Below are 19888 nucleotides of genomic sequence, written 5' to 3' on the forward strand. Positions count from 1 at the left end.
ATATCATTATCGATGATAAAAAATCTCGCCATCATAGGCTTTGATGATTTTTCCATCGGTATCGTTAATCAGTACATACGCGCCGCCCATATAGGTCCAGTGAGTACCGGCATCTGGCGCGGGCAGATTACGTAATTTCCACTGTTTAATATTATACTCATCGGTGCGGTACATTTGCGGAACGGTATCGCCGGGCTTGAAGTGGGTGAAGTCGGCGATAAAGCTTTTTAACTCATATTGATCAATGCCCGTTGTCGCGGGGGCGGCCCATGCAAAACTGGTTGCAAGCAACAGCGCGCAAGGCAGCAACTTACTTTTCATACTTTTACCCTCCACATATGCGGGTCAGTTAACATCGTGTGTATCATTTCTGCTGGTGGCGTATCTGACAAGCGCTATTTTGTTATCTCACGCCCCTTTTCGTAAAAAGTGTAAACGAAAGCGTCGTGCAGCAACATATCCGCCAGCAAGTTTGCCAGAACCGAATAGGTTTTGAGAACTATCTGATAACGCTGAAATTATCGTCCGCCGCTGACTGTAAATTTACATTGTCTGGCACAGACAGTATGCTTAATAGCGAAACCCCGCTTAACACGGCGGGGCTTGACGACTCGGGGTGCCCTTCTTTGTGAAGGCTGAGAAATACCCGTACCACCTGATCTGGATAATGCCAGCGTAGGGAAGTCTGACACTGCTCGTGTCCCTTCTTCACGCGGGCAGGAGCTGAACCATGCAGCCTGACCTGCACTGCCGCACGCTTGCGGCGCATACGTTAAAACACTTTCGCGCGCTCTCCCCACTTACGCACTGTATGACGAATGACGTCGTACAAACGTTTACCGCCAATACGCTGCTGGCGCTGGGCGCTTCACCCGCCATGGTAATTGATCCTGTCGAGGCCAGACCGTTTGCCGCCATCGCCAACGCCTTGCTGATTAATGTCGGAACATTAACCGCCTCACGCGCTGACGCGATGCGTGCGGCGGTAGAAAGCGCTTATGATGCCAAAACGCCGTGGACGCTTGATCCTGTCGCGGTGGGCGTGCTGGAATTTCGCCGGCGATTTTGCCTGGATCTCTTGTCCCTGCGCCCGGCGGCAATACGCGGCAATGCCTCGGAAATCCTGGCGTTAGCCGGCATGGCGCTGGGCGGACGCGGCGTAGATACCACCGAGGCGGCGTTGGCCGCACTGCCTGCGGCGCAGGCGCTGGCGCGTCAAATAGACTGCATCGTTGTGGTTACCGGAGAGATAGATTACGTCACTAACAGTCAGCGCACGCTGAGCATTCCCGGCGGCGATCCGTTAATGACTCGCATTGTAGGCACCGGCTGCGCGTTGTCGGCAGTTGTCGCCGCCAGTTGCGCGTTACCGGGCGCCGCGCTGGACAATGTCGCGTCGGCCTGCTGCTGGATGAAACTGGCTGGACAGGCCGCGGCAGAGCGTAGCGAAGGACCGGGCAGCTTCATCCCGGCTTTTCTTGATGCGCTCTATCATCTGGATGTGGAGGCGGCCAATGCAACGAATTAACGCGCTGACGATTGCCGGTACCGATCCCAGCGGCGGGGCCGGTATCCAGGCGGATCTCAAGACCTTTTCCGCGCTGGGCGCGTATGGCTGTTCGGTCATCACCGCGCTGGTGGCGCAAAATACCTGTGGCGTACAGTCGGTGTACCGGATAGAGCCGGACTTTGTCGCCGCTCAACTTGATTCCGTGTTCAGCGATGTGCGCATTGATACCACGAAAATCGGGATGCTGGCGGAAACCGATATTGTCGAGGCCGTGGCGGAACGACTACAGCGCCACCATGTACGTAATGTGGTGCTGGATACGGTGATGCTGGCGAAAAGCGGCGATCCGCTGCTCTCGCCCTCTGCGATAGAAACATTACGCGTCCGGCTGTTGCCGCAGGTATCGCTGATTACGCCTAATTTGCCGGAAGCCGCAGCATTGCTGGATGCGCCCCATGCGTGTACGGAACAGGAGATGTTGGCGCAGGGGCGGGCGTTACTGGCGATGGGGTGTGAAGCGGTATTGATGAAAGGCGGGCATTTAGAGGATGCGCAAAGCCCGGACTGGCTCTTTACCCGTGAGGGCGAGCAGCGTTTTAGCGCGCCGCGTGTGAACACCAAAAATACGCACGGGACGGGCTGTACGCTGTCGGCGGCGCTGGCGGCGTTACGGCCCCGGCATCGCTGTTGGGGAGAGACGGTAAACGAGGCGAAGGCATGGCTTTCGGCGGCGCTGGCGCAGGCGGACACGCTGGAAGTGGGGAAGGGCGTTGGTCCGGTACATCATTTCCACGCGTGGTGGTAGTATACTGCCTACAGACCCGTCGTCAGGAAAGATAAATGGAACAAGCGCATACCCGGCTCATCGCGCAACTGAATGAACGAATTTCAGCGGCGGATAATACGCCGCTATACATGAAATTCGCCCAGACGGTAAAGGATGCCGTGCGCAGCGGTATTCTTGAGCACGGTAATATTTTGCCTGGCGAACGCGATCTCAGCCAGCTTACCGGCGTCTCGCGCATCACGGTACGGAAAGCGATGCAGGCGCTGGAAGAAGAGGGGGTTGTCACGCGCGCCCGCGGCTACGGTACGCAAATCAATAATATCTTTGAATATTCCCTGAAAGAGGCGCGGGGATTTTCTCAGCAGGTTGTCTTGCGCGGCAAAAAACCGGATACGCTATGGGTTAACAAACGCGTGGTAAGTTGTCCGGATGAGGTCGCGCAGCACCTGGCGATCCCCGCAGGCAGCGACGTCTTTTTACTCAAACGCATTCGTTATGTTGATGAGGACGCGGTATCGATTGAAGAGTCCTGGGTGCCCGCGCATCTGATTCATGATGTCGACGCGATTGGCATTTCGTTGTATGACTATTTTCGTCGCCAGCACATTTACCCTCAGCGTACCCGATCCCGCGTCAGCGCCCGGATGCCGGATGATGAGTTTCAGTCGCATATTCAAATGGATGGTAAAGTGCCGGTGCTGGTGATTAAGCAGGTGGCGCTCGATCAGCAGCAGCGGCCTATTGAATACAGCATCAGTTATTGTCGTAGCGACCTATACGTTTTTGTGTGCGAGGAGTAGCGCCTCGCGCGTGGGCGCGCAGTCGCCGCCGCGATGCCCGACCACCCAGCTTGCCACCGCATTTCCCAGCAGTACGGCATCCGCGAGCGGCCAGCCTGACGCCAGTCCTGCCAGCACGCCGCCAGCATGGCTGTCGCCCGCGCCGATGGTATCCACCACGGTTGCCGGAAACGCTGGCACAACGCCGGAAGATTGCGCGCTAAAATACCACGCTCCGTCTTTATCATGGCGCACCAACAGCGGCGCGGAAAAGCGTTTTACCCATGCTTCGCCGAAAGTGCGCGTATCGGTCGCAAGTCCGGCGCGTTCCGCGGCGATGATGGCTTCCTGGCGATTGAGGGAGACGATGGGTCGGCAGGCCATAATGCGCGCCATTACATCGTCTGTAATATCACCGATTCGTGGGCCAAAATCGATAAAAGGCGTGACATCGTCGACGGTTTCCAGCCACTGGATCATTGGTTCGCCACAGGACGAGGCCAGTTGATAGCCGGACAGGTAGACAAGACTGCCCCGCGGTGTCCTGAGCTGCGACAACCAGTCTGCATTCCACTGGTTTTCCACGCCGCTAAAAGACATAAACGTGCGTTCGCCATCCGGTTCGACTAACGCCAGACACCAGCCGTTATCTCCTTCAACCGCGTCAATCACGCTGGATAATCCCTCTTTTGCCAGACGGCGGCGAATCCTCTCCGCCCACACGCCCTGGCCCAGCGGCAGCGCATTGCTGGCGTCAATCCCCAGTTGTTTCAACGCCACGGCAATATTCAGCGCACAGCCGCCGACATTGACGCTCTGTTGTTGCAGTTCAATATCGCCTCCGCGACGCGGCAACGTCCAGGCGTCGGCAATGATATCGATCACTGCCGCGCCGATAACGGTGAGCGGACGCCGGGTATGCAGGGTCGGTAATAATGTCAGCAACCGTGCGCCGTTCATAGTGCCTCCCGCCGTTGACGATAACTCGCCAGCGCAACAGCATAGCGCGCAAAATTCAGCTGATTAACCTCGTCCAGCGTTTGCTTTAACTGGGGGTTAATGGCGCTTACCCCGTGCAACGCGCCGCAAATGGCGGTGGCCATCGCGCCGATAGTGTCGGTATCGCCGCCGAGGTTAGCGCACAGCACGGCACAGCGGTTAGGATCGGTATTCGCCAGTTCCACCATGGCGATAGCGCAGGGAACCGATTCAATGGTGCTGGTTCCCGCGCCGATGATCTGATAGAGCTGTTCGCTGGCAGATTCGACGCCGTCGGCATGGCGGACAATGTTTAGCGCCAGTTCCAGACGTGCCGATAGCGAGGCGCTAAACGTGGTAATACGCGCTGTCTGCGCCTGATGGGCGATGGCGGGGAGCGAGTCGGCAATACTTTGCCACGTGTCGCCGTTAACCGCTCGCGAGACGGCCCAGGCGACAACCACGGCGCCAGCCACCGCCAGATCGGATTTATGCGTCGGGCTGGAGGCTAACGCTACTTCTGCTATAAAGGCTGTCAGGTTAGTTGGCGGCAACAGGCAGCCCAACGGCGAAACGCGCATGGCCGCGCCGTTAGTCACGCCGTTATTTTCCAGCGCCGCGATGGGTTTGCCGTCGCGAATCGCATTCAGCGCAATTTTTGACGTCGGGCCGAGTACATTTTTATTGAACGCATCAAAGCGTTCCGCCCAGGCGAGGATGTTACGTCCAATAATCTCGGGATCAATGTTGCCTTCGCATTCGAGTAGCGCGTCGGCCAGGCAGAGCGCCATTGCGGTATCGTCCGTAAACTCCGCGCGGTTAAAATAGCAGGCGGCATTATTTTCTTTTGGGCCGGGCAGAAAGCGGTCAATCCAGCCGAAATGCGCTTTGACGCGCGTTCTCGGCCACAGCTCAGAGGGCATTCCCATCGCATCCCCTAACGCTTGCCCGTAAAGAGCACCGAGAATACGTTCTGCTTTCATTTTACTTCCCCTTGTGTCGACGCAATATCGCGATCGTCAATAGCAGTGATCTCTTTGTCCGATTCGCGAAAGAAAATCATAAACAGTAGCGCGATGACGGCAATCATCACTGCGCCAAACGTCCACATGCCCGCCCAGTTGAATGTCAGACCGTTAACCGGTTGCGGATAAGCAAACATTTTTTCCATCATCACGCCGCCGAGACGATAGCCCAGCAGGCTGCCGAATCCCTGACAGCAGAGGGTGATAAGCCCTTGCGCAGCGGTACGCATATGAACCGGCGCTTTTTTATCGACATAAATGTAGGCGGTGACGTAGTAGAAATCGTAACTTACGCCGTGCAGCAAAATACCGAGGAACAGCAGGGCGTAAGTGAAGTACGTTTCCGCGCCGCCATAGACAAAAAAGCCGTAGCGGATCGCAGCGGTAACAAGACCAAGCAATAATACCTTTTTAATACCAAAGCGCTTAGTGAAAAAGGGCAGCGCCAGCATAAAGAAGATTTCAGAGAACTGGCCGAGCGTCATCCAGCCGGTGGCGTTCTTCATTCCCACTTCCGTCAGATAGCCGTTAGCGAAGATGTAGTAGAAGGCCAGCGGCATCGCAAACAGGAAGGAACAGAAGAAGAAAACGAGAAAGTTTTTATCGCGCAGCAGGATCAGCGCATCCAGCCCCAGCATCACTTTAATATCCATCTTGCCGGTGCTTTTTGGCGGCGTGTCTGGCAGACAGAACGCAAAGACGCCCAGCAACGCTGAACTTGCGGCGGTTATTAGCAGTGGAATGTTGGTGGGAGAAATATCGTTATAGCCTAACATTTGCGGCAGGAATCCACAGGCGAGGCCGGAGGCTATCCACCCAATGGTACCCATAACGCGAATGCGTGGAAAATCGCGTTCAACGTCCGGTACGTTAGCGAAGGCAATGCTGTTTGTCAGCGCGATGGTCGGCATATAGGTCAGTGAATAGGCCAGAAGCAGCGGAAAGAATCCGGCAAAGGTGGTTTGCTGCGCCGCGAAATACATCAGCACGGCGCCTGCAAACATCAGTACTGCCAGGACTTTTTGCGCCGAGAAAAAACGGTCGGTAACGGAGCCGACCAGAATCGGCGACAGGATCGCCGCAATGGCGGTACAGGCATAAGACCAGCCTATTTCACCGGCGGAAAACCCGCTTTTATTTAGCCATAGCCACAGGGGGACGAACCAGGCGCCCCAGATAAACCACTCCACGAACATCATGAACGACAGTTTAAAGGTCGTTTTCATTTTTGAATCCTTCATGACAGGTAAGGTACGCCATGATAATACCATTTAATAATACCTTTTAAATACCATTGAGCATTAATTTTGACCGATCTAACACTTTTTCTGACGTGAATCGAGTCAGCAGATAGCGCCGAAAAAATGCGCTAAAGTTGGCAAAAATAGTCGGTCAGTACCAGGCTTATTGCGACCCGCAATCTGCGGGGCAGGACTATTCACCTTCCGATACCCTATCGGAACTTACGGGAGCATAGCTATGACTGATATTGCGCAGTTGCTTGGCAAAGACGCCGACAGCCTTTTACAGCATCGTTGTATGACCATTCCTTCCGATCAGCTTTATCTACCCGGCAAGGATTACGTTGACCGGGTGATGATTGACAATAATCGTCCACCAGCCGTTCTGCGTAATATGCAGACGCTCTATAATACTGGACGCCTGGCGGGAACAGGATACCTTTCGATACTGCCCGTCGATCAGGGAGTGGAGCACTCCGCCGGCGCCTCTTTTGCGGCCAACCCGCGCTACTTTGACCCAAAAAACATTGTTGAATTGGCGATTGAGGCCGGCTGTAACTGCGTGGCCTCTACCTACGGCGTACTGGCCTCGGTTTCACGGCGCTATGCGCACCGTATTCCGTTTTTGGTCAAACTGAATCACAACGAAACATTGAGCTATCCGACAGAGTACGATCAGACCCTGTATGCCAGCGTTGAGCAGGCGTTCAATATGGGCGCCGTGGCGGTAGGCGCGACGATCTATTTCGGTTCGGAACAGTCTCGTCGCCAGATTGAAGAGATCTCCGCCGCTTTTGAGCGTGCGCATGAGCTGGGTATGGTGACCGTATTGTGGGCTTACCTGCGTAATTCTTCCTTTAAAAAAGACGGCGTCGATTACCATGTATCCGCTGACCTGACGGGGCAAGCCAACCATCTGGCCGCTACGATTGGCGCGGATATCGTGAAACAGAAAATGGCCGAGAATAATGGCGGTTATAAAGCGGTCAACTTCGGCTATACCGACGACCGCGTGTACAGCAAACTGACCAGCGATAACCCGATCGATTTGGTACGTTACCAGTTGGCGAACTGCTATATGGGACGCGCCGGGCTTATCAACTCCGGCGGCGCGGACGGCGGCGACACTGATCTCGGCGACGCGGTTCGTACCGCGGTGATCAACAAACGAGCCGGTGGAATGGGGCTAATTCTGGGACGTAAAGCCTTTAAGAAATCGATGGCTGATGGCGTGAAGTTGATTAACGCCGTACAGGATGTCTATCTGGATAGCAAAGTCACCATCGCCTGAGTTCAACGAAGAAAAGCCGGATGTGAACGCATCCGGCCAGCGGCAGGTGTTATTAACGTAGCAACGGGCAGTCTGGTGGCAGTCGACAGCGTAATGCGCCAGGCAGCACCTCAATATGGAATTCTTGTCCGCTGAGTGGTTCGCCATCCAGATTAAAAGTGATTTCATGCGGCGCATGAATATCAAACCACGCCGAGGCGCCGTCAATAATATTCGGATTGTCATCTGACTGCGTGAGTGTGGAAAACAGCGCCGGCAGCAGCTCTTCGCCGGTAAAAATCCGTAGCTGTAACAGCCCGTCGTTAACCAGCGCGGTAGGACATAATTGCTGCCCGCCGCCGGCCTGACGACCGTTGCCGATGCCGATCACCAGCGCATCTCCCTGCCAGTGAAAGTTTTCGCCACGTATTTCGCAGCGGTCAGGGGTCAGCGTATCCATTCTCATCAGACCGTGAATAAGATAGGAGACGCCGCCCAACGCGGCCTTGAGTTTCTCCGGCGTTTCGGTGGTAATGCGGGTGCCAAAACCGCCCGTCGCCATATTGATAAAACAGGTTTTATCATTGACCCTGGCCATATCAATTTCCATCGCGTTTCCGGCAATCGCCAGTTTCAGCGCTTTGTCCAGCGCTTCAGGAATACCGGCGCTGGTGGCAAAATCGTTGGCGGTGCCGAGCGGCAAAAGGCCCAGTGCGGGGGCTACGCCGTCGCGGATCTGGATGAGCGCGGTAGACACTTCATTAATGGTACCGTCTCCGCCGCCGGCAATCACCGTTTCAACGCCCAGTCTACGGGCTTCATCAACGTAACGCTGCGCGTCGCCTTTTTCCCAAGTTACCCGAACGTGAATCTGTATGCCTTCGTCGCGAAGTAGCGTAATGGCCTCACGTAGCGGCTGGTTATCAGCGCTTTTGCCATTGAGGATCAGTAAGCTGGCGGGAAAGTTAGCCATCCGTTATGCCTTAATAGGTTGAACAACAATCTCCAGAAAGTGTATAGCAGAAATGAAAAAGCGAGGTCAGAACAGGATGAAAATTGAAACGTTGCGCACTTATTGCTTTACCGTTTTTCTTCCTGCTGTACGCAGCGGTAAGCGAAGCATGGTTTAAGGCAAATGGCGACAAGAGAGATGCCGGTATGCGCATTGAGTAGCGCTTGTGAGAGTGCAAGGAAACCACAAGGGGTAGTCAGACGCTTTCCGATATAGCGCCTTTAATAACGAAACGGAGGATTAACAAGACGAACATACGTCAGTTATCAGTATTAATTTCAAACACCACAATATCAGATAAAAACCTGATATTTATTACCAAACATATTTTTTAATAGCATAAAATCGAAATGTTCTTTAGACTGCTTTGGCAGGAACAAGACGCACTATTAGCAGTACACTATTCTTGTTATCAAATAAAACCTATTTAGATGATGACTTAGCGCGGTGTCTTATAGTCGTACCGTTGCCTGAGGTATCGCTTTTCTCATAAACATAAACAGGCATGTGCATGAAGAGGTTTATATGAATGTCACTTCAGGCGTGAATGCGCAAACGCCATTGCTCCCCCCTTCTGAACGGGGTGATGACGAAAAACCGGTAGCTGAAATCGTTGAGTTTAACGCTTACGGCAATAAACCCAGATGTTTAATGTGCCTGGGAACCACGGCATTGTTTACAGGTGTTTTCAGTGGGGTATGCTCAGGGGCTGTCGCCAGTGTCAGTAGTGGTGCTGCATATACTACCGCTCTGACGGTTTTAGGCGCATCGTTTGGCTTGGGGGGAATTGGTATGATGGGAATATGCGCCGGACTATACCTTAGCGCAAATGGCGTCAGAACCCGGCCAGCCTGGCCATAAATGAGCAAACACAGCAAGTCATAGGGAAAAGATGAATTCCGGAGATGACACGGGGTGTTAAGCGTCCAGACCAGAGGCTTATGACTTATATAGAAACGCTTTAGATAGAGTATGGGGTGTTATGTATTCAAGAGCCGATCGCTTATTAAGACAGTTTTCACTGAAATTAAATGCCGATTCAATTGCCTTTGACGAAAACAGATTATGCTCATTTATTATAGATAACCGTTACCGTATCTTACTAACAAGCACTAACAGTGAGTATATAATGATATACGGTTTTTGCGGAAGACCTCCGGATAATAATAATCTTGCTTTTGAATTTCTCAATTCTAATTTATGGTTTGCAGAGAATAATGGACCACATTTGTGTTATGATAATAACTCACAATCATTATTACTGGCTCTAAATTTCTCACTCAATGAAAGTTCTGTAGAGAAACTTGAATGTGAAATTGAGGTGGTTATTAGATCAATGGAGAATCTGTATCACATTTTACAGGATAAAGGAATAAATCTGGATACCGATTATACGTGACGGTGGGAAGGGTGTTTGGTGATCTGGTGGTAATAGAGGATAATCAACTCCAGCAAAACTTACATGGCCTGATGAAGGTGGACTGAGCGTAGGTGCGATGGTTTGAGTATTACTTTGACATGAAATCAAACCTCTAATCCGGGAAAACATTATTTTAATCCTTGTAAAAGCGGCATTAAAACGTGCCATATTTTTACACGCTTAAATTATCAGTTTTTAACCTTAATTTAATAACCTGGAAACTTTTTGTGTAAGTGCTTACAAAGCAGTTATTGATTTAATTCACTGATGTTAAACGTAAACGTCAGAATGCTAAGTCCTGAGTCTGACCGGATGCGGGAGGATTGTGACTTGCTGGCTGGCCATGAATAGGGGAGGTCTGTAAACCTAAGCGCCCATTTGCGCTTTGGTTAGTGTGGTCAATTTTGGATATGGCGGGAAGTACCACTTTTTTATTGATTATACGCAAAAAATAAGCCTGCGTAAGGGAGATTACGCAGGCCAAGGAGGTTATGGGTTATGTTTTTCAGCGCGTTGAATAATACCCGCATTGAGCGAAGCGGTATGTGATCAATTTCTAAGAATCTTCCCGCCATGAAAAAATAACCGCAATTAACTACTTAGCATGGGGGTTACGCGTTGATTCGCCTGAGAAATTACGCATCAATAGTGCGTAATCCAGCGTAACGTCCTGCGGGACGGGCATCCAGACGGTATAGCCATCGCCAGGCGCCACCGGCATAGCGTCGCCTTTGGCGTTCTCCATCTGTTCCAGGGTGAAATTGATATTTCCCTGCGGTGTCATCAGCTCCAGACTATCGCCAACGGAGAATTTATTCTTCACCGTCACGGCCGCCAGTTGGCCTTTACGCTCGCCGGTGAACTCGCCGACAAATTGCTGGCGTTCGGAAACGGAGTACCCGTACTCGTAATTCTGGTAATCGTCGTGCGTATGGCGACGCAGGAAACCTTCGGTATAGCCGCGATGAGCCAGACCTTCCAGCGTTTCCAGCAGCGTAGGGTCGAAGGGTTTACCCGCGGCGGCGTCGTCGATGGCCTTACGGTAGACCTGCGCGGTACGGGCGCAGTAATAAAAGGATTTGGTGCGGCCTTCGATTTTCAGCGAGTGGACGCCCATTTTTGTCAGGCGCTCCACGTGGGCGATAGCGCGCAAATCTTTTGAGTTCATGATATAGGTGCCATGCTCGTCTTCGAACGCGGTCATGTATTCGCCCGGTCTTTGGGCCTCTTCTATCATAAACACTTTATCCGTCGGCGCGCCGATACCGAGCGTCGGCTCAACGTTCTGTACCGGAATCGGTTCGTGCTTATGCACGATGTTGCCGACAACGTCTTCTTTTCCTTCCTGCACGTTATATTCCCAACGGCAGGCATTGGTGCAGGTGCCCTGATTCGGATCGCGTTTATTGATGTAGCCGGAAAGCAGGCAGCGGCCGGAATAGGCCATGCATAGCGCGCCGTGGACGAAAATTTCTATTTCCATATCCGGCACCTGCTGGCGAATTTCCTCAATCTCTTCCAGCGACAGCTCGCGGGAGAGAATCACACGGGTCAGCCCCATCTGCTGCCAGAATTTTACCGTCGCCCAGTTTACGGCATTAGCCTGTACCGACAGGTGAATCGGCATTGCCGGGAAGTGCTCGCGTACCAGCATAATCAACCCTGGATCGGACATGATCAGCGCATCCGGGCCCATCTCGACGACGGGTTTCAGGTCACGGATAAAGGTTTTGAGCTTGGCGTTATGCGGGGCGATGTTCACCACCACGTAGAATTTTTTTCCGAGCGCGTGGGCTTCGTTGATGCCAAGCTGCAAATTTTCGTGATTGAATTCGTTATTACGCACGCGTAAAGAGTAGCGCGGTTGGCCCGCATAGACGGCATCGGCACCGTAAGCGAAAGCGTAACGCATATTTTTCAGCGTTCCCGCCGGCGAAAGGAGTTCTGGTTTAAACATCATTTTCTCGTTCTGATGACAGGTCAGATCCGCTTCACCTGATGAGGCGGCTGGAGGAGAGTCCTCACTTTAAGGGCGGGCATTGTACGCTTACGGACAGGCCGAGTAAATATTGCGAGAGTATATTGGCGCTAATAGAACACCGGATGTTAATGGAGAGCCAATGATGAAAATGAGCCGCACGGCCATCGCGTTGAGTCTGCTGGGAATGGTCGCGCATCCCGTTTGTGCCGCTCCGTCGTTTGAAGAGACGGCAAGACAGGTGATTATCGCTTTTCAGCAGCGAGACAACGCGAAAATTAATGCCCTGATTGATAAAAAAGTTGGGATGTATGTGCTGTACCGAATTGGGGCTGGGCATGATTATGAGTGGATGAAAAGTTTTGATATTAATAAGCCGATACCCGGTTTTAACTACCTGTTGGGGCAGGTAGGTTGGTTTTCAGAGCATATTCCTGTGGATAAGGAATTTGATCACCACACGGAGGTTGAGTACGTTTGTGAAAAGGGATGGGATCACGCCGGTTTTTTTGTCAGCTATACCGGTTCTGATAATGCGCTGCTGACGTTTAGCATGGTGAATGGAGCGGATAATGGGGATCAGGCGTCTGATACCCGTATAGCAAACGCCAGGCGGCTTGAGCTGCAATCAGAGCGAGTGGTGGCAGTGCCGAAAAAATGGGGTGATGGTTTGATTTTTCATCTGAGCGAGCTTCATGGCTTGGGCAAAGGGTGGAGTTTAACGCTGCTGGATTTGGTCACGGAAGATTGTAGTGCGTGAGGCATATATGTTTAATCAGGGTAAATGGCTGCTTATTTATATCTTTCTGCTATCAGGATGTTATGGTACCCCTCAATATTCAGAATTTAAATAAAGCATTTCCTGAATATGAAACTAATTCACTAAAAAATAAAGGTGAAATCACCTCGGCAACATGCATTAAAGAAAATACAAAAGGTCATTTGACTTATTATAGCGTCAGTGATCCCGTCTTTGACTAACTTTGGCTCACGTTATGTATCCACTATGGGGAATCTTTATATATTCCGAAAAAAACACAGTGATATTCTTAATGCAGATAAGAGAGTAATCTTAGGGTGTGCAGGTTTGTAAACCAGGGTATGGCGGTAGCGTTATTTTTTAACGAGATAACATCAGAGGTAGAATTAACGATCGCAGACGATACTCAGTACTAAGAGGAAATCAGGTTGAGGTTGAACAGAAAATGATAAATACGTATTGATAAGATGAAATCCATTGAAGATACTTATTAGTAGATTTTATTATGAAAAATATATTTTTCTTGATGTTTTTTACGCATTGCGCAATAGCAAATCCTTACCGCCTTGATGCAACTTGAGTGATTTTGTGTATAGTGTGACAATGCTGAATACTGAATTGATACCTTCTATATATTAAATCAGGGGTTAGTGGTATGGGCGATTTTATAAAGTATCTATTTATTTTTTCTTGCTTATGGAGCGCAAATTCTTTTGCGATGACTCAAACCCAATGGGATGGTAACTTTAGAGTCGAGGAACTTGGCGAGCAGTTAAATGATGGGAGTCAGGTTTTTTTACAATATAATTTAAAGATAGATAGTAAAAATAATCGTGCTTCTTTATCTATGACAACCTGGCATGCGGGGATAACATGCATTGGTGACTACTCTTTAAAAATCAATTCTGGTGTTTTGGCATTATACTATAACGGCGACGAGGAAAATGCATGTCCATATCCATCACCGCAATTTGAGATAAGCAATAAAGGAAAAGCATATTATATAAAAGGGAAAATGTTTTCATATTCTCAGCCTGGTGAGTGGTTGCCACTCAAACGTATCACACTAAAATAATTCTATATTTCATAAATTATGATGATGAAGTTGATGATGGTATGAAATATTAATTGGATATGTCGTGAACATATTTTTGTTATATGTTTTCAATGTGTATGACAAGAAAATTTGCATGAAAACATTATATGAGACGGTTTGAAAAATGAATGAAGTTCACATAAAAGCAAGGTCATTCTGAAACGAATTTGTCAAATTTTTCTGAATTATATATCAATAATTCCTGACTATCGACAATAATGTAAAATCGAGTACAAATTCACGGATTCTCTTTTGCTGATGGTTTGTGCAGTAATTGGTAGGACTGAAGGTTAGGGGAGTATATAAAGAAAACAATATTGTCTTTTGTTCTGTGCTTTTTTGTGAATTTTTGTCTTGCAGATATGCGTATTTTAAAGATAAATAAATCACACTATATGCGCTTTTTGCCATAAAAATGTGTAATAGCACATCAATTATAAAGAATAGAGAATATGGCGGGTTAGTCTGTAAAACCTATAGTAATAAATGTATTGCAACTGAAGCTAAGCAGGGAAGCTTGGTTGGTTTTTCTCCGTCAAATAGCTCTTGTCCTTTTGGCTCGACTAAGGTTGGTGATTATCATACACATGGCTTTTACTCTGATCTAAAGGGGAATCCAGTATCACCTCAATATGAGGCATATGACTCTTTACATTTTTCACCGCAAGAAATTTCTGGGATTGCAAGTGATGGTATAGGTAATCCTGATTATACTGGCTTTTTGGGGACTCCAGATAATAAATATTATAAGTTTACCCCTGGAACTGGAAAAAACTGAGGGAATGAAATGAAATATATTATTTTTGCATTTATTTTTCTAATTCCGTTAAGATGTATGAGTGAAAAACTTGTTTTTTTAGATGAAGTACAAACAAAAACTATGAATGTTGCTTTTTCACATTTTAGAGAGCATACAAACTGGGGCTTATTTAATACCATGATACAGGATGATGATGAAAATATTAAAATCGCATTCTATTGTAAATCTCATCTGGAAGAAACCCGTGGTGGCGGTATGGAGCAAATTATTTATATAATTTCAAAAAAAGATTTTAAAATTGAAAAAATAAACAAAAATTATAGCAAATGAAATGATATAAATTGTTGAGTAATTAGTGAATATTCTCTGGTGTTACCCCGAGCAAATGGAACAAGTACAGCGAGCTATTGACTATGGTTCAACGAAAGGTGTGACAGTAGTTGTTACAGGAGCAGGAAAATGACATTTATATTTGATGTAAATAAAGAGTATCACGCGGGTGCTAACCTGACAGATAAGTTTTTATCTTTAGAAACTTATTCAGGATTGGGTCGCTATTCTTCAGATCCTGATTGCCCTTGTCAGTTATTATCTATCGATTCGGATGATGTTTGTATCAGCCATGAATTATTACAAGCATTAAAAAATAGCAGAACTTACACCTCAGAAGAGAGTGAAGAGTATCTTTCTTTAGAGAAAACACAGGTGGAGTATGATGAGTGGGTCACTGTATTGATGGCAAAATATAATTATAGAACCAGGCGTGCATTATTTAAAAACATGAAGTATTGCTCAATTATATGCGTGAATAATATTATTAAGATACAACCTACTCGACATACTAAACTTGAAGGGTGGAGCTGGGCCGGACATGACAAAGATGTAATTAGATTGCCTGTTACCAGCGAACCAGAGAAAATTGGAAGTGCATTGAGACAGGCATTTGAATGTTGTGATTAATAGCCTGATGATAGGTTATTTATGTTTGATAGAAATAAGACAATAAATTTACAATTGTTGTAAGGTCTGATTGATGTTAAAAATGGTTATGCTTTTTTTGATGTTTTTTCCCTGTTATTGCTTACCTATGGATATTAAAAATATAAAAGATTGTAAGTTGGAGGAAGGTAATAAAGTTAAATTAATTTCATTGAGCACTGTTGATGGTAGTACGCCATACTTAATCTTTGACAATGTTATTGTTAGCGCATTTCTTGATGGTAGTATCTATTCTGGGGACATTATCCTCTCAAAATGTATCCATCATTCCCTCATTTTTGCGCTGAATTACGGCGCTCCTTATATGAAAGGCTGTTTGATAACGGGTTTGAGTGCCAGTGCTGAGAGAAGCTATAAACCCAATGGCTTTTGTTTTGCGGAAAGAAATATTCCAGAGTCTGTCTGGTTTGGTGAAGATCATACGTTAATTATTATTAAAAATAATAATAGTGTTGGGGAATGGCGTGGTAAGTATATTATCTATGATAGCCGTGGAGATGAGGCTCAAACATTTAATAAATTGCCTGACACTAAAAATTATAAAATTTATCGATTAGATTTGAGTAAATGAAGTTCTCGGATAATTGGTGCATAATGACTGTGTTGATAAATGTGTTATATCTCTGGGAAGTGAAACTATGAAAATTAGATTTATATTATTTCTCATGCTATTTTTTCTGGGATGGTCGTCAGGTTATGCGAATTCAGAAAAAAGCATTTCTAAAGAACTTCTTAGTGAGTATAAAAAATTTTCACTTGCTGAGTGTATTGAAAAAAATTATGAAAAAATGGGCGTTGTTTTTACTAAGCTACCTTTAAAAGATAATACAAGAGGATTTATCGATTTGGATATAGGTCTTGCTTTTTATCGGAATAAAGATAATGTCTTAGCTTTATTTATAGAAAATAAAACGGGGGATTTTTATAAGCCCAGACAGGCTTATGGTGATTTGGCATCTGTAAACATGGTTATATATGACTGTATCGATTTTTATCATTCAAAAGAATTGAGTGTGTTTTTACGCAAAATAATTTCTGAAAGAAATATTGGAAATGAGGATAATTAACTTAAATAAAATGTTTAATTAAGTCTCAAATCTATTCTATTTCACCCGAAATGAATGAGATATATCAGATGTATAAAAAGGTAGTAACATTAGTGATTATGCTTATTATTATATTTTTCGGCGGTGGGTGGTATATGCATAAATCACAACAACAAATGGCAATCCTTGTTATTTCTGATAGTGAAAATGACCTCGACTATCCGAATAAACGTAAATGGTTTGATGCCAGTAGATGGCTCAGCACATCACAATATATTAAAATAGATGATTTTTATCTTTTAAATCTTAAGCATCATCCAGTTAATAATATAAATGATGCGGGGATTATTGTAATATTACACTTTGCAATTCGAGATGCGATAAAGAAATTTCCAGAGTTATCAAAATTAAGCCAGATGGATAATAAAGAATTTTTTCATTTCATGCAGCATAAACTTTCTAACGAGTATCTTAGAACCAAATTCAATGAAGATACACTGGAACCTACTGATGACTATTTTTTGTTCTTTTTTACTTATAATGAAATATCTTATGAGGTGGAATTATTACGGAAAGTTACTGAGCATGGTATTATGTTTGTGCCTTATGGATATCAAGTTAATAAAAAAGGGGATTGGCACAGAATGCATCCATCTACACATTCTTGTTTTAACGATAGCCAAAGTAATTAGTGAGACCTTACGAAAGCTTTTTAACACCATGGATGATGAGTCGTTTAATGTCGCTTTTGCAGCATGTAGCAGAGGATTTAATAATCCTGTCTGATATGGGAGGGGGTAATTGAAACATATGAAGCATTTTTTTCTAATCCTTTTTGGAATTTCTTCTCCATTTATATTTTTGGCTACTTCTCTTGAATTTAATGTTACAAAGGGAATAAAAGCATCAATCACTTGGGTGGATAATAAAAAAGTTGAGTATGAAATTACAGGTAGTGATCGTGTGGCAAAGAGAGGATATTATGATGTCGATACGGAAAATAATATCCATGTTAAATATAGTGATTATAATTTTGATGGTAAAGAAGATTTTGTGATTTGGTATACAGATGATGGTATGGGAATTTATGATATATATAGGGTTTTTCTCTATTCTGAGAAAGTGGCTGACTTTAAAGAAATAAAACCATCGTGTGGCGATGATTTTATAAATCTAAATCTGAATAAGAAGAAAAGAGAGCTTATTAGTCTGTATTATTCTCATAATGAGGCGCAGAGATGTATTACTAATGTTTTTGTTGACGAGAATAAATTAAAGTGACAAGTGGTGGTCTTTTATTTCAGGAGATGATTAATTGAGAGTTATTTTATTCTTTTTGGGATGCTTATTGGTTAGTTCTACTTATGGTGAAGAAAATTATAAAAATATTCATTTTAAAAACGCAACGATAAATATTCCTGCCAGATGGGTAGCTAATAAAAAAGATGATTGTTTATTGATTAGTAAAAATCATATAAATTTGTTCAGTTATCTTTATGTATGCACAGATGTGGCAACGAATAAAAATTCTTTTTTTACAAAGAATGATGATGGAGAATGGGAGGCCGTTACTGATGGCGTCCCTGTTTTAGCTGATGTAAATATTACGCCAAAATTTACTGGCATGAGTGCAATCGTTTCATGTAGGTACAAAGATGATGCTGGGTATCATATAGACCAGTGCTTTCAGGCAGCGATAGTATTGCCAACAAAAATAATGTTTGTTTTCATTGGTAGAGGCGATTCATCCTTATTTAATAATTATAAAGAAATATATCGCTCATTCAAGGTTAAATGGCATGTGATTAATTGATTGGGGTTGGGTGAATGTTTTTCATTAATTACGGCTATGTGATGCTTCATAATGAGCAGACTGGATATGGAATTAATCAATCGATGAGAATGTACTTTAGATGAAGTGGATAATTATGGTTTTAGTTTTTTCTTTTTCTAATGTTTATGCTGAAGACTGTTCACAACAAGACTTTGATAAAGCGGATATGGCGTTAGACTCTCTTGCATCATGGAAAGCTGTCGATGACTTTTATTCCCGACATAGTCAATGTGATGTGGGCTACCTCCGGGAAGGCACGTCAGAAAAAATTATCAGATTGTTAGTGGATAGATGGGGAGAATTGAATGAGTTATCTGCGCTTGTCAAAAGAAAGCCAGCCCTTGGCGATTATGTTGTTGATCATATTGGAGAAATACTCGATGTGAAAGATGTTGAAATAGTGAGGGATTATTCAGCATCTCATTGCCACATTGATAGTAAAGATCTATGTAAGAAGCTGCACGATGCAGCTGTTTATATTTTACCGTACATGTCTTCTCAGTATCAATATCTTAATAATTGACGCTTATTTAGCAATCATATCATGAGTTTTTTAATTGAAAAATACAATAATGCATGATGACAATATTTTATTATATAGTTTTCTACATATAACCCAATATTACTGCCGACTATGAATAGTTATAGATTAACTTTTTCTTTATGTTTACTGCGTTCGGCCATATTGTTTGGCATTATTTTAACAAGTGTTGGTTGTAATAATCAAAAGAGTAAGGCGTTGCTTCTACCTGTTGATTCTACGCAGTTTGCACAATTGGCTTGTTATTATAAAGATATTAATTCCGATGATAATATAATGGAGTTAAAATTACCAAGTGAATATAAAGAGAAAACTAACTTATTTAATCAACAGGAAATTAAGGTGCCGGTAAAAGGTGAGAATTTTCTTTCTCCGTATATTGGTGATGGTGTCCTTTATTATGAATTAGGGTACTTTGAACATGATGGTAATACTTACAAATTGATAATTTATAATAAAATTGGAGAGTCTGATACGTCATTGCTTAATGTGCAAATAAATAGTTACGATGTAAAAGGAAACCTGGTGGATGCTTTATTGCTTAGTAGCTTTTTTGCTTATGAAGATATCGTGCGTTTTTCTGATTTTGTCATTCGTCAGGATTACACAATAAGCATTGATAGTTATGTTATATATAGGTGGTATGAGGACAGCAAAGATGGTCATCTTGTAACTATAAAGTTTAAAGCTCAGGCGCCTCAGATTTATATAAAGGAACAATATCAAATGGAAAATGGTCGGTTCAAATTGATATCCAGAAATGAAGTATCACAGGGTGAAAAAAAGAAGCGAGCGTTAAATATACCATGCTTACGACATTAATAATTGTAATGGAGGTGTTAAGGTAATATG

General features: G+C 45.4%; 24 protein-coding genes, 1 pseudogene and 1 riboswitch. Of the genes and pseudogenes, 18 read left to right on the forward strand and 7 right to left on the reverse strand.

Annotation, left to right across the window (positions count from 1 at the left end):
- Positions 1-6: 6 nt before the first annotated feature.
- A complete protein-coding gene (gene rcnB, locus J4685_RS18370; protein WP_000837534.1) occupies positions 7-321 on the reverse strand; it encodes a Ni(II)/Co(II) efflux transporter accessory subunit RcnB in 315 nt (104 codons plus the stop codon).
- Between the two features lie 281 nt (positions 322-602).
- Positions 603-699, forward strand: a riboswitch (TPP riboswitch).
- A 31-nt stretch (positions 700-730) separates the two neighbouring features.
- Here rcnB and thiM point away from each other — a divergent pair.
- Genes thiM through J4685_RS18385 form a run of 3 tightly spaced genes read left to right on the forward strand, consistent with a single transcriptional unit; the run spans position 731 to position 3097 of the window.
- Positions 731-1528 (forward strand): hydroxyethylthiazole kinase, encoded by a 798-nt coding sequence (gene thiM, locus J4685_RS18375; protein WP_001182160.1) that lies wholly within the window; start codon positions 731-733, stop codon positions 1526-1528.
- Positions 1515-2315 (forward strand): bifunctional hydroxymethylpyrimidine kinase/phosphomethylpyrimidine kinase, encoded by an 801-nt coding sequence (gene thiD, locus J4685_RS18380; protein WP_001188954.1) that lies wholly within the window; start codon positions 1515-1517, stop codon positions 2313-2315. The genes thiM and thiD overlap by 14 nt, the downstream gene beginning before the upstream one ends.
- 35 nt (positions 2316-2350) lie before the next feature.
- Entirely contained in the window at positions 2351-3097 is a 747-nt protein-coding gene (locus J4685_RS18385) for a GntR family transcriptional regulator (protein ID WP_000434062.1), read from the forward strand.
- On the opposite strand, the gene J4685_RS18390 is transcribed toward J4685_RS18385, so the two are convergent.
- From J4685_RS18390 to J4685_RS18400, 3 genes are read right to left on the reverse strand one after another with little or no spacing between them, the layout of a single operon-like run.
- Entirely contained in the window at positions 3071-4036 is a 966-nt protein-coding gene (locus J4685_RS18390; RefSeq protein ID WP_001012649.1) for a PfkB family carbohydrate kinase, read from the reverse strand. The two genes, J4685_RS18385 and J4685_RS18390, sit on opposite strands and share 27 nt — an antisense overlap.
- Complete coding sequence (locus tag J4685_RS18395) at positions 4033-5037, reverse strand: ADP-ribosylglycohydrolase family protein (protein WP_000642788.1); 1005 nt, start codon at positions 5035-5037, stop codon at positions 4033-4035. Before J4685_RS18395 ends, J4685_RS18390 begins: the two co-directional genes overlap by 4 nt.
- A complete protein-coding gene (locus J4685_RS18400) occupies positions 5034-6305 on the reverse strand; it encodes a nucleoside permease (RefSeq protein WP_000858689.1) in 1272 nt (423 codons plus the stop codon). Before J4685_RS18400 ends, J4685_RS18395 begins: the two co-directional genes overlap by 4 nt.
- A 253-nt stretch (positions 6306-6558) precedes the next feature.
- On the opposite strand from J4685_RS18400, the gene fbaB reads away from it, so the two are divergent.
- Positions 6559-7611: a class I fructose-bisphosphate aldolase gene (fbaB, locus tag J4685_RS18405; protein WP_000129590.1), complete on the forward strand. Its 1053-nt coding sequence runs from the start codon at positions 6559-6561 to the stop codon at positions 7609-7611.
- Between the two features lie 52 nt (positions 7612-7663).
- On the opposite strand, the gene yegS is transcribed toward fbaB, so the two are convergent.
- A complete protein-coding gene (gene yegS / locus J4685_RS18410) occupies positions 7664-8563 on the reverse strand; it encodes a lipid kinase YegS (RefSeq protein ID WP_001273395.1) in 900 nt (299 codons plus the stop codon).
- Between the two features lie 564 nt (positions 8564-9127).
- Between yegS and steD the strand changes: the two genes are divergently transcribed.
- Positions 9128-9463, forward strand: a complete 336-nt coding sequence (gene steD, locus J4685_RS18415; RefSeq protein ID WP_011232991.1) for a type III secretion system effector SteD — start codon at positions 9128-9130, stop codon at positions 9461-9463.
- 121 nt (positions 9464-9584) lie between these two features.
- Positions 9585-10001, forward strand: a complete 417-nt coding sequence (locus J4685_RS18420) for a CesT family type III secretion system chaperone (protein ID WP_000287291.1) — start codon at positions 9585-9587, stop codon at positions 9999-10001.
- 9 nt (positions 10002-10010) lie between these two features.
- On the opposite strand, the pseudogene J4685_RS18425 reads toward J4685_RS18420, so the two are convergent.
- Together J4685_RS18425 and yegQ are read right to left on the reverse strand one after the other, a co-directional pair.
- Positions 10011-10190: pseudogene (locus tag J4685_RS18425) on the reverse strand (non-LEE encoded effector protein NleB); the annotation flags it as partial.
- Between the two features lie 427 nt (positions 10191-10617).
- A complete protein-coding gene (gene yegQ, locus J4685_RS18430) occupies positions 10618-11979 on the reverse strand; it encodes a tRNA 5-hydroxyuridine modification protein YegQ (protein WP_011232993.1) in 1362 nt (453 codons plus the stop codon).
- A gap of 163 nt (positions 11980-12142) precedes the next feature.
- Here yegQ and J4685_RS18435 point away from each other — a divergent pair, with 163 nt between their 5' ends.
- The 12 genes from J4685_RS18435 (at position 12143) to J4685_RS18490 (ending at position 19858) form a co-directional block, all read left to right on the forward strand.
- Entirely contained in the window at positions 12143-12760 is a 618-nt protein-coding gene (locus J4685_RS18435; RefSeq protein ID WP_000977166.1) for a hypothetical protein, read from the forward strand.
- 655 nt (positions 12761-13415) lie between these two features.
- Positions 13416-13835 carry a hypothetical protein gene (locus J4685_RS18440; RefSeq protein WP_000502179.1) on the forward strand — a complete coding sequence of 140 codons (420 nt, stop codon included), beginning with the start codon at positions 13416-13418 and terminating at the stop codon, positions 13833-13835.
- Between the two features lie 436 nt (positions 13836-14271).
- A complete protein-coding gene (locus tag J4685_RS18445) occupies positions 14272-14634 on the forward strand; it encodes a DUF4329 domain-containing protein (protein WP_001747579.1) in 363 nt (120 codons plus the stop codon).
- A gap of 9 nt (positions 14635-14643) precedes the next feature.
- A complete protein-coding gene (locus tag J4685_RS18450; RefSeq protein ID WP_000873939.1) occupies positions 14644-14946 on the forward strand; it encodes a hypothetical protein in 303 nt (100 codons plus the stop codon).
- Positions 14947-15075: 129 nt separating this feature from the next.
- On the forward strand, positions 15076-15576 hold the full coding sequence (locus tag J4685_RS18455) for a contact-dependent growth inhibition system immunity protein (protein ID WP_000142762.1): 501 nt from the start codon (positions 15076-15078) through the stop codon (positions 15574-15576).
- Between the two features lie 73 nt (positions 15577-15649).
- Positions 15650-16186, forward strand: a complete 537-nt coding sequence (locus J4685_RS18460; protein WP_000916514.1) for a hypothetical protein — start codon at positions 15650-15652, stop codon at positions 16184-16186.
- Between the two features lie 67 nt (positions 16187-16253).
- Positions 16254-16682, forward strand: a complete 429-nt coding sequence (locus J4685_RS18465) for a hypothetical protein (protein WP_000701950.1) — start codon at positions 16254-16256, stop codon at positions 16680-16682.
- Positions 16683-16750: 68 nt separating this feature from the next.
- Positions 16751-17353, forward strand: a complete 603-nt coding sequence (locus tag J4685_RS18470; protein WP_000277221.1) for a hypothetical protein — start codon at positions 16751-16753, stop codon at positions 17351-17353.
- Between the two features lie 118 nt (positions 17354-17471).
- Entirely contained in the window at positions 17472-17942 is a 471-nt protein-coding gene (locus J4685_RS18475) for an XAC2610-related protein (RefSeq protein ID WP_000680121.1), read from the forward strand.
- Positions 17943-18009: 67 nt separating this feature from the next.
- The gene (locus tag J4685_RS18480) at positions 18010-18474 is read left to right on the forward strand and encodes a hypothetical protein (RefSeq protein WP_011232998.1); all 465 of its coding nucleotides are present in this window, start codon (positions 18010-18012) and stop codon (positions 18472-18474) included.
- A 100-nt stretch (positions 18475-18574) separates the two neighbouring features.
- Positions 18575-19018 (forward strand): hypothetical protein, encoded by a 444-nt coding sequence (locus tag J4685_RS18485; RefSeq protein WP_000871135.1) that lies wholly within the window; start codon positions 18575-18577, stop codon positions 19016-19018.
- A 111-nt stretch (positions 19019-19129) separates the two neighbouring features.
- Positions 19130-19858: a hypothetical protein gene (locus J4685_RS18490; RefSeq protein WP_012532499.1), complete on the forward strand. Its 729-nt coding sequence runs from the start codon at positions 19130-19132 to the stop codon at positions 19856-19858.
- Positions 19859-19888: the final 30 nt, after the last annotated feature.

The organism is Salmonella sp. 32100201201700099SM, assembly GCF_017572645.1.
Lineage (GTDB): Bacteria > Pseudomonadota > Gammaproteobacteria > Enterobacterales > Enterobacteriaceae > Salmonella > Salmonella enterica.

Excerpts from the sequence above, each read along its gene's own strand:
- rcnB (WP_000837534.1), bottom strand. The coding sequence starts at position 321 with ATGAAAAGTAAGTTGCTGCCTTGCGCGCTGTTGCTTGCAACCAGTTTT.
- thiM (WP_001182160.1), top strand. The coding sequence starts at position 731 with ATGCAGCCTGACCTGCACTGCCGCACGCTTGCGGCGCATACGTTAAAA.
- thiD (WP_001188954.1), top strand. The coding sequence starts at position 1,515 with ATGCAACGAATTAACGCGCTGACGATTGCCGGTACCGATCCCAGCGGC.
- J4685_RS18385 (WP_000434062.1), top strand. The coding sequence starts at position 2,351 with ATGGAACAAGCGCATACCCGGCTCATCGCGCAACTGAATGAACGAATT.
- J4685_RS18390 (WP_001012649.1), bottom strand. The coding sequence starts at position 4,036 with ATGAACGGCGCACGGTTGCTGACATTATTACCGACCCTGCATACCCGG.
- J4685_RS18395 (WP_000642788.1), bottom strand. The coding sequence starts at position 5,037 with ATGAAAGCAGAACGTATTCTCGGTGCTCTTTACGGGCAAGCGTTAGGG.
- J4685_RS18400 (WP_000858689.1), bottom strand. The coding sequence starts at position 6,305 with ATGAAAACGACCTTTAAACTGTCGTTCATGATGTTCGTGGAGTGGTTT.
- fbaB (WP_000129590.1), top strand. The coding sequence starts at position 6,559 with ATGACTGATATTGCGCAGTTGCTTGGCAAAGACGCCGACAGCCTTTTA.
- yegS (WP_001273395.1), bottom strand. The coding sequence starts at position 8,563 with ATGGCTAACTTTCCCGCCAGCTTACTGATCCTCAATGGCAAAAGCGCT.
- steD (WP_011232991.1), top strand. The coding sequence starts at position 9,128 with ATGAATGTCACTTCAGGCGTGAATGCGCAAACGCCATTGCTCCCCCCT.
- J4685_RS18420 (WP_000287291.1), top strand. The coding sequence starts at position 9,585 with ATGTATTCAAGAGCCGATCGCTTATTAAGACAGTTTTCACTGAAATTA.
- yegQ (WP_011232993.1), bottom strand. The coding sequence starts at position 11,979 with ATGTTTAAACCAGAACTCCTTTCGCCGGCGGGAACGCTGAAAAATATG.
- J4685_RS18435 (WP_000977166.1), top strand. The coding sequence starts at position 12,143 with ATGATGAAAATGAGCCGCACGGCCATCGCGTTGAGTCTGCTGGGAATG.
- J4685_RS18440 (WP_000502179.1), top strand. The coding sequence starts at position 13,416 with ATGGGCGATTTTATAAAGTATCTATTTATTTTTTCTTGCTTATGGAGC.
- J4685_RS18445 (WP_001747579.1), top strand. The coding sequence starts at position 14,272 with ATGTGTAATAGCACATCAATTATAAAGAATAGAGAATATGGCGGGTTA.
- J4685_RS18450 (WP_000873939.1), top strand. The coding sequence starts at position 14,644 with ATGAAATATATTATTTTTGCATTTATTTTTCTAATTCCGTTAAGATGT.
- J4685_RS18455 (WP_000142762.1), top strand. The coding sequence starts at position 15,076 with ATGACATTTATATTTGATGTAAATAAAGAGTATCACGCGGGTGCTAAC.
- J4685_RS18460 (WP_000916514.1), top strand. The coding sequence starts at position 15,650 with ATGTTAAAAATGGTTATGCTTTTTTTGATGTTTTTTCCCTGTTATTGC.
- J4685_RS18465 (WP_000701950.1), top strand. The coding sequence starts at position 16,254 with ATGAAAATTAGATTTATATTATTTCTCATGCTATTTTTTCTGGGATGG.
- J4685_RS18470 (WP_000277221.1), top strand. The coding sequence starts at position 16,751 with ATGTATAAAAAGGTAGTAACATTAGTGATTATGCTTATTATTATATTT.
- J4685_RS18475 (WP_000680121.1), top strand. The coding sequence starts at position 17,472 with ATGAAGCATTTTTTTCTAATCCTTTTTGGAATTTCTTCTCCATTTATA.
- J4685_RS18485 (WP_000871135.1), top strand. The coding sequence starts at position 18,575 with ATGAAGTGGATAATTATGGTTTTAGTTTTTTCTTTTTCTAATGTTTAT.
- J4685_RS18490 (WP_012532499.1), top strand. The coding sequence starts at position 19,130 with ATGAATAGTTATAGATTAACTTTTTCTTTATGTTTACTGCGTTCGGCC.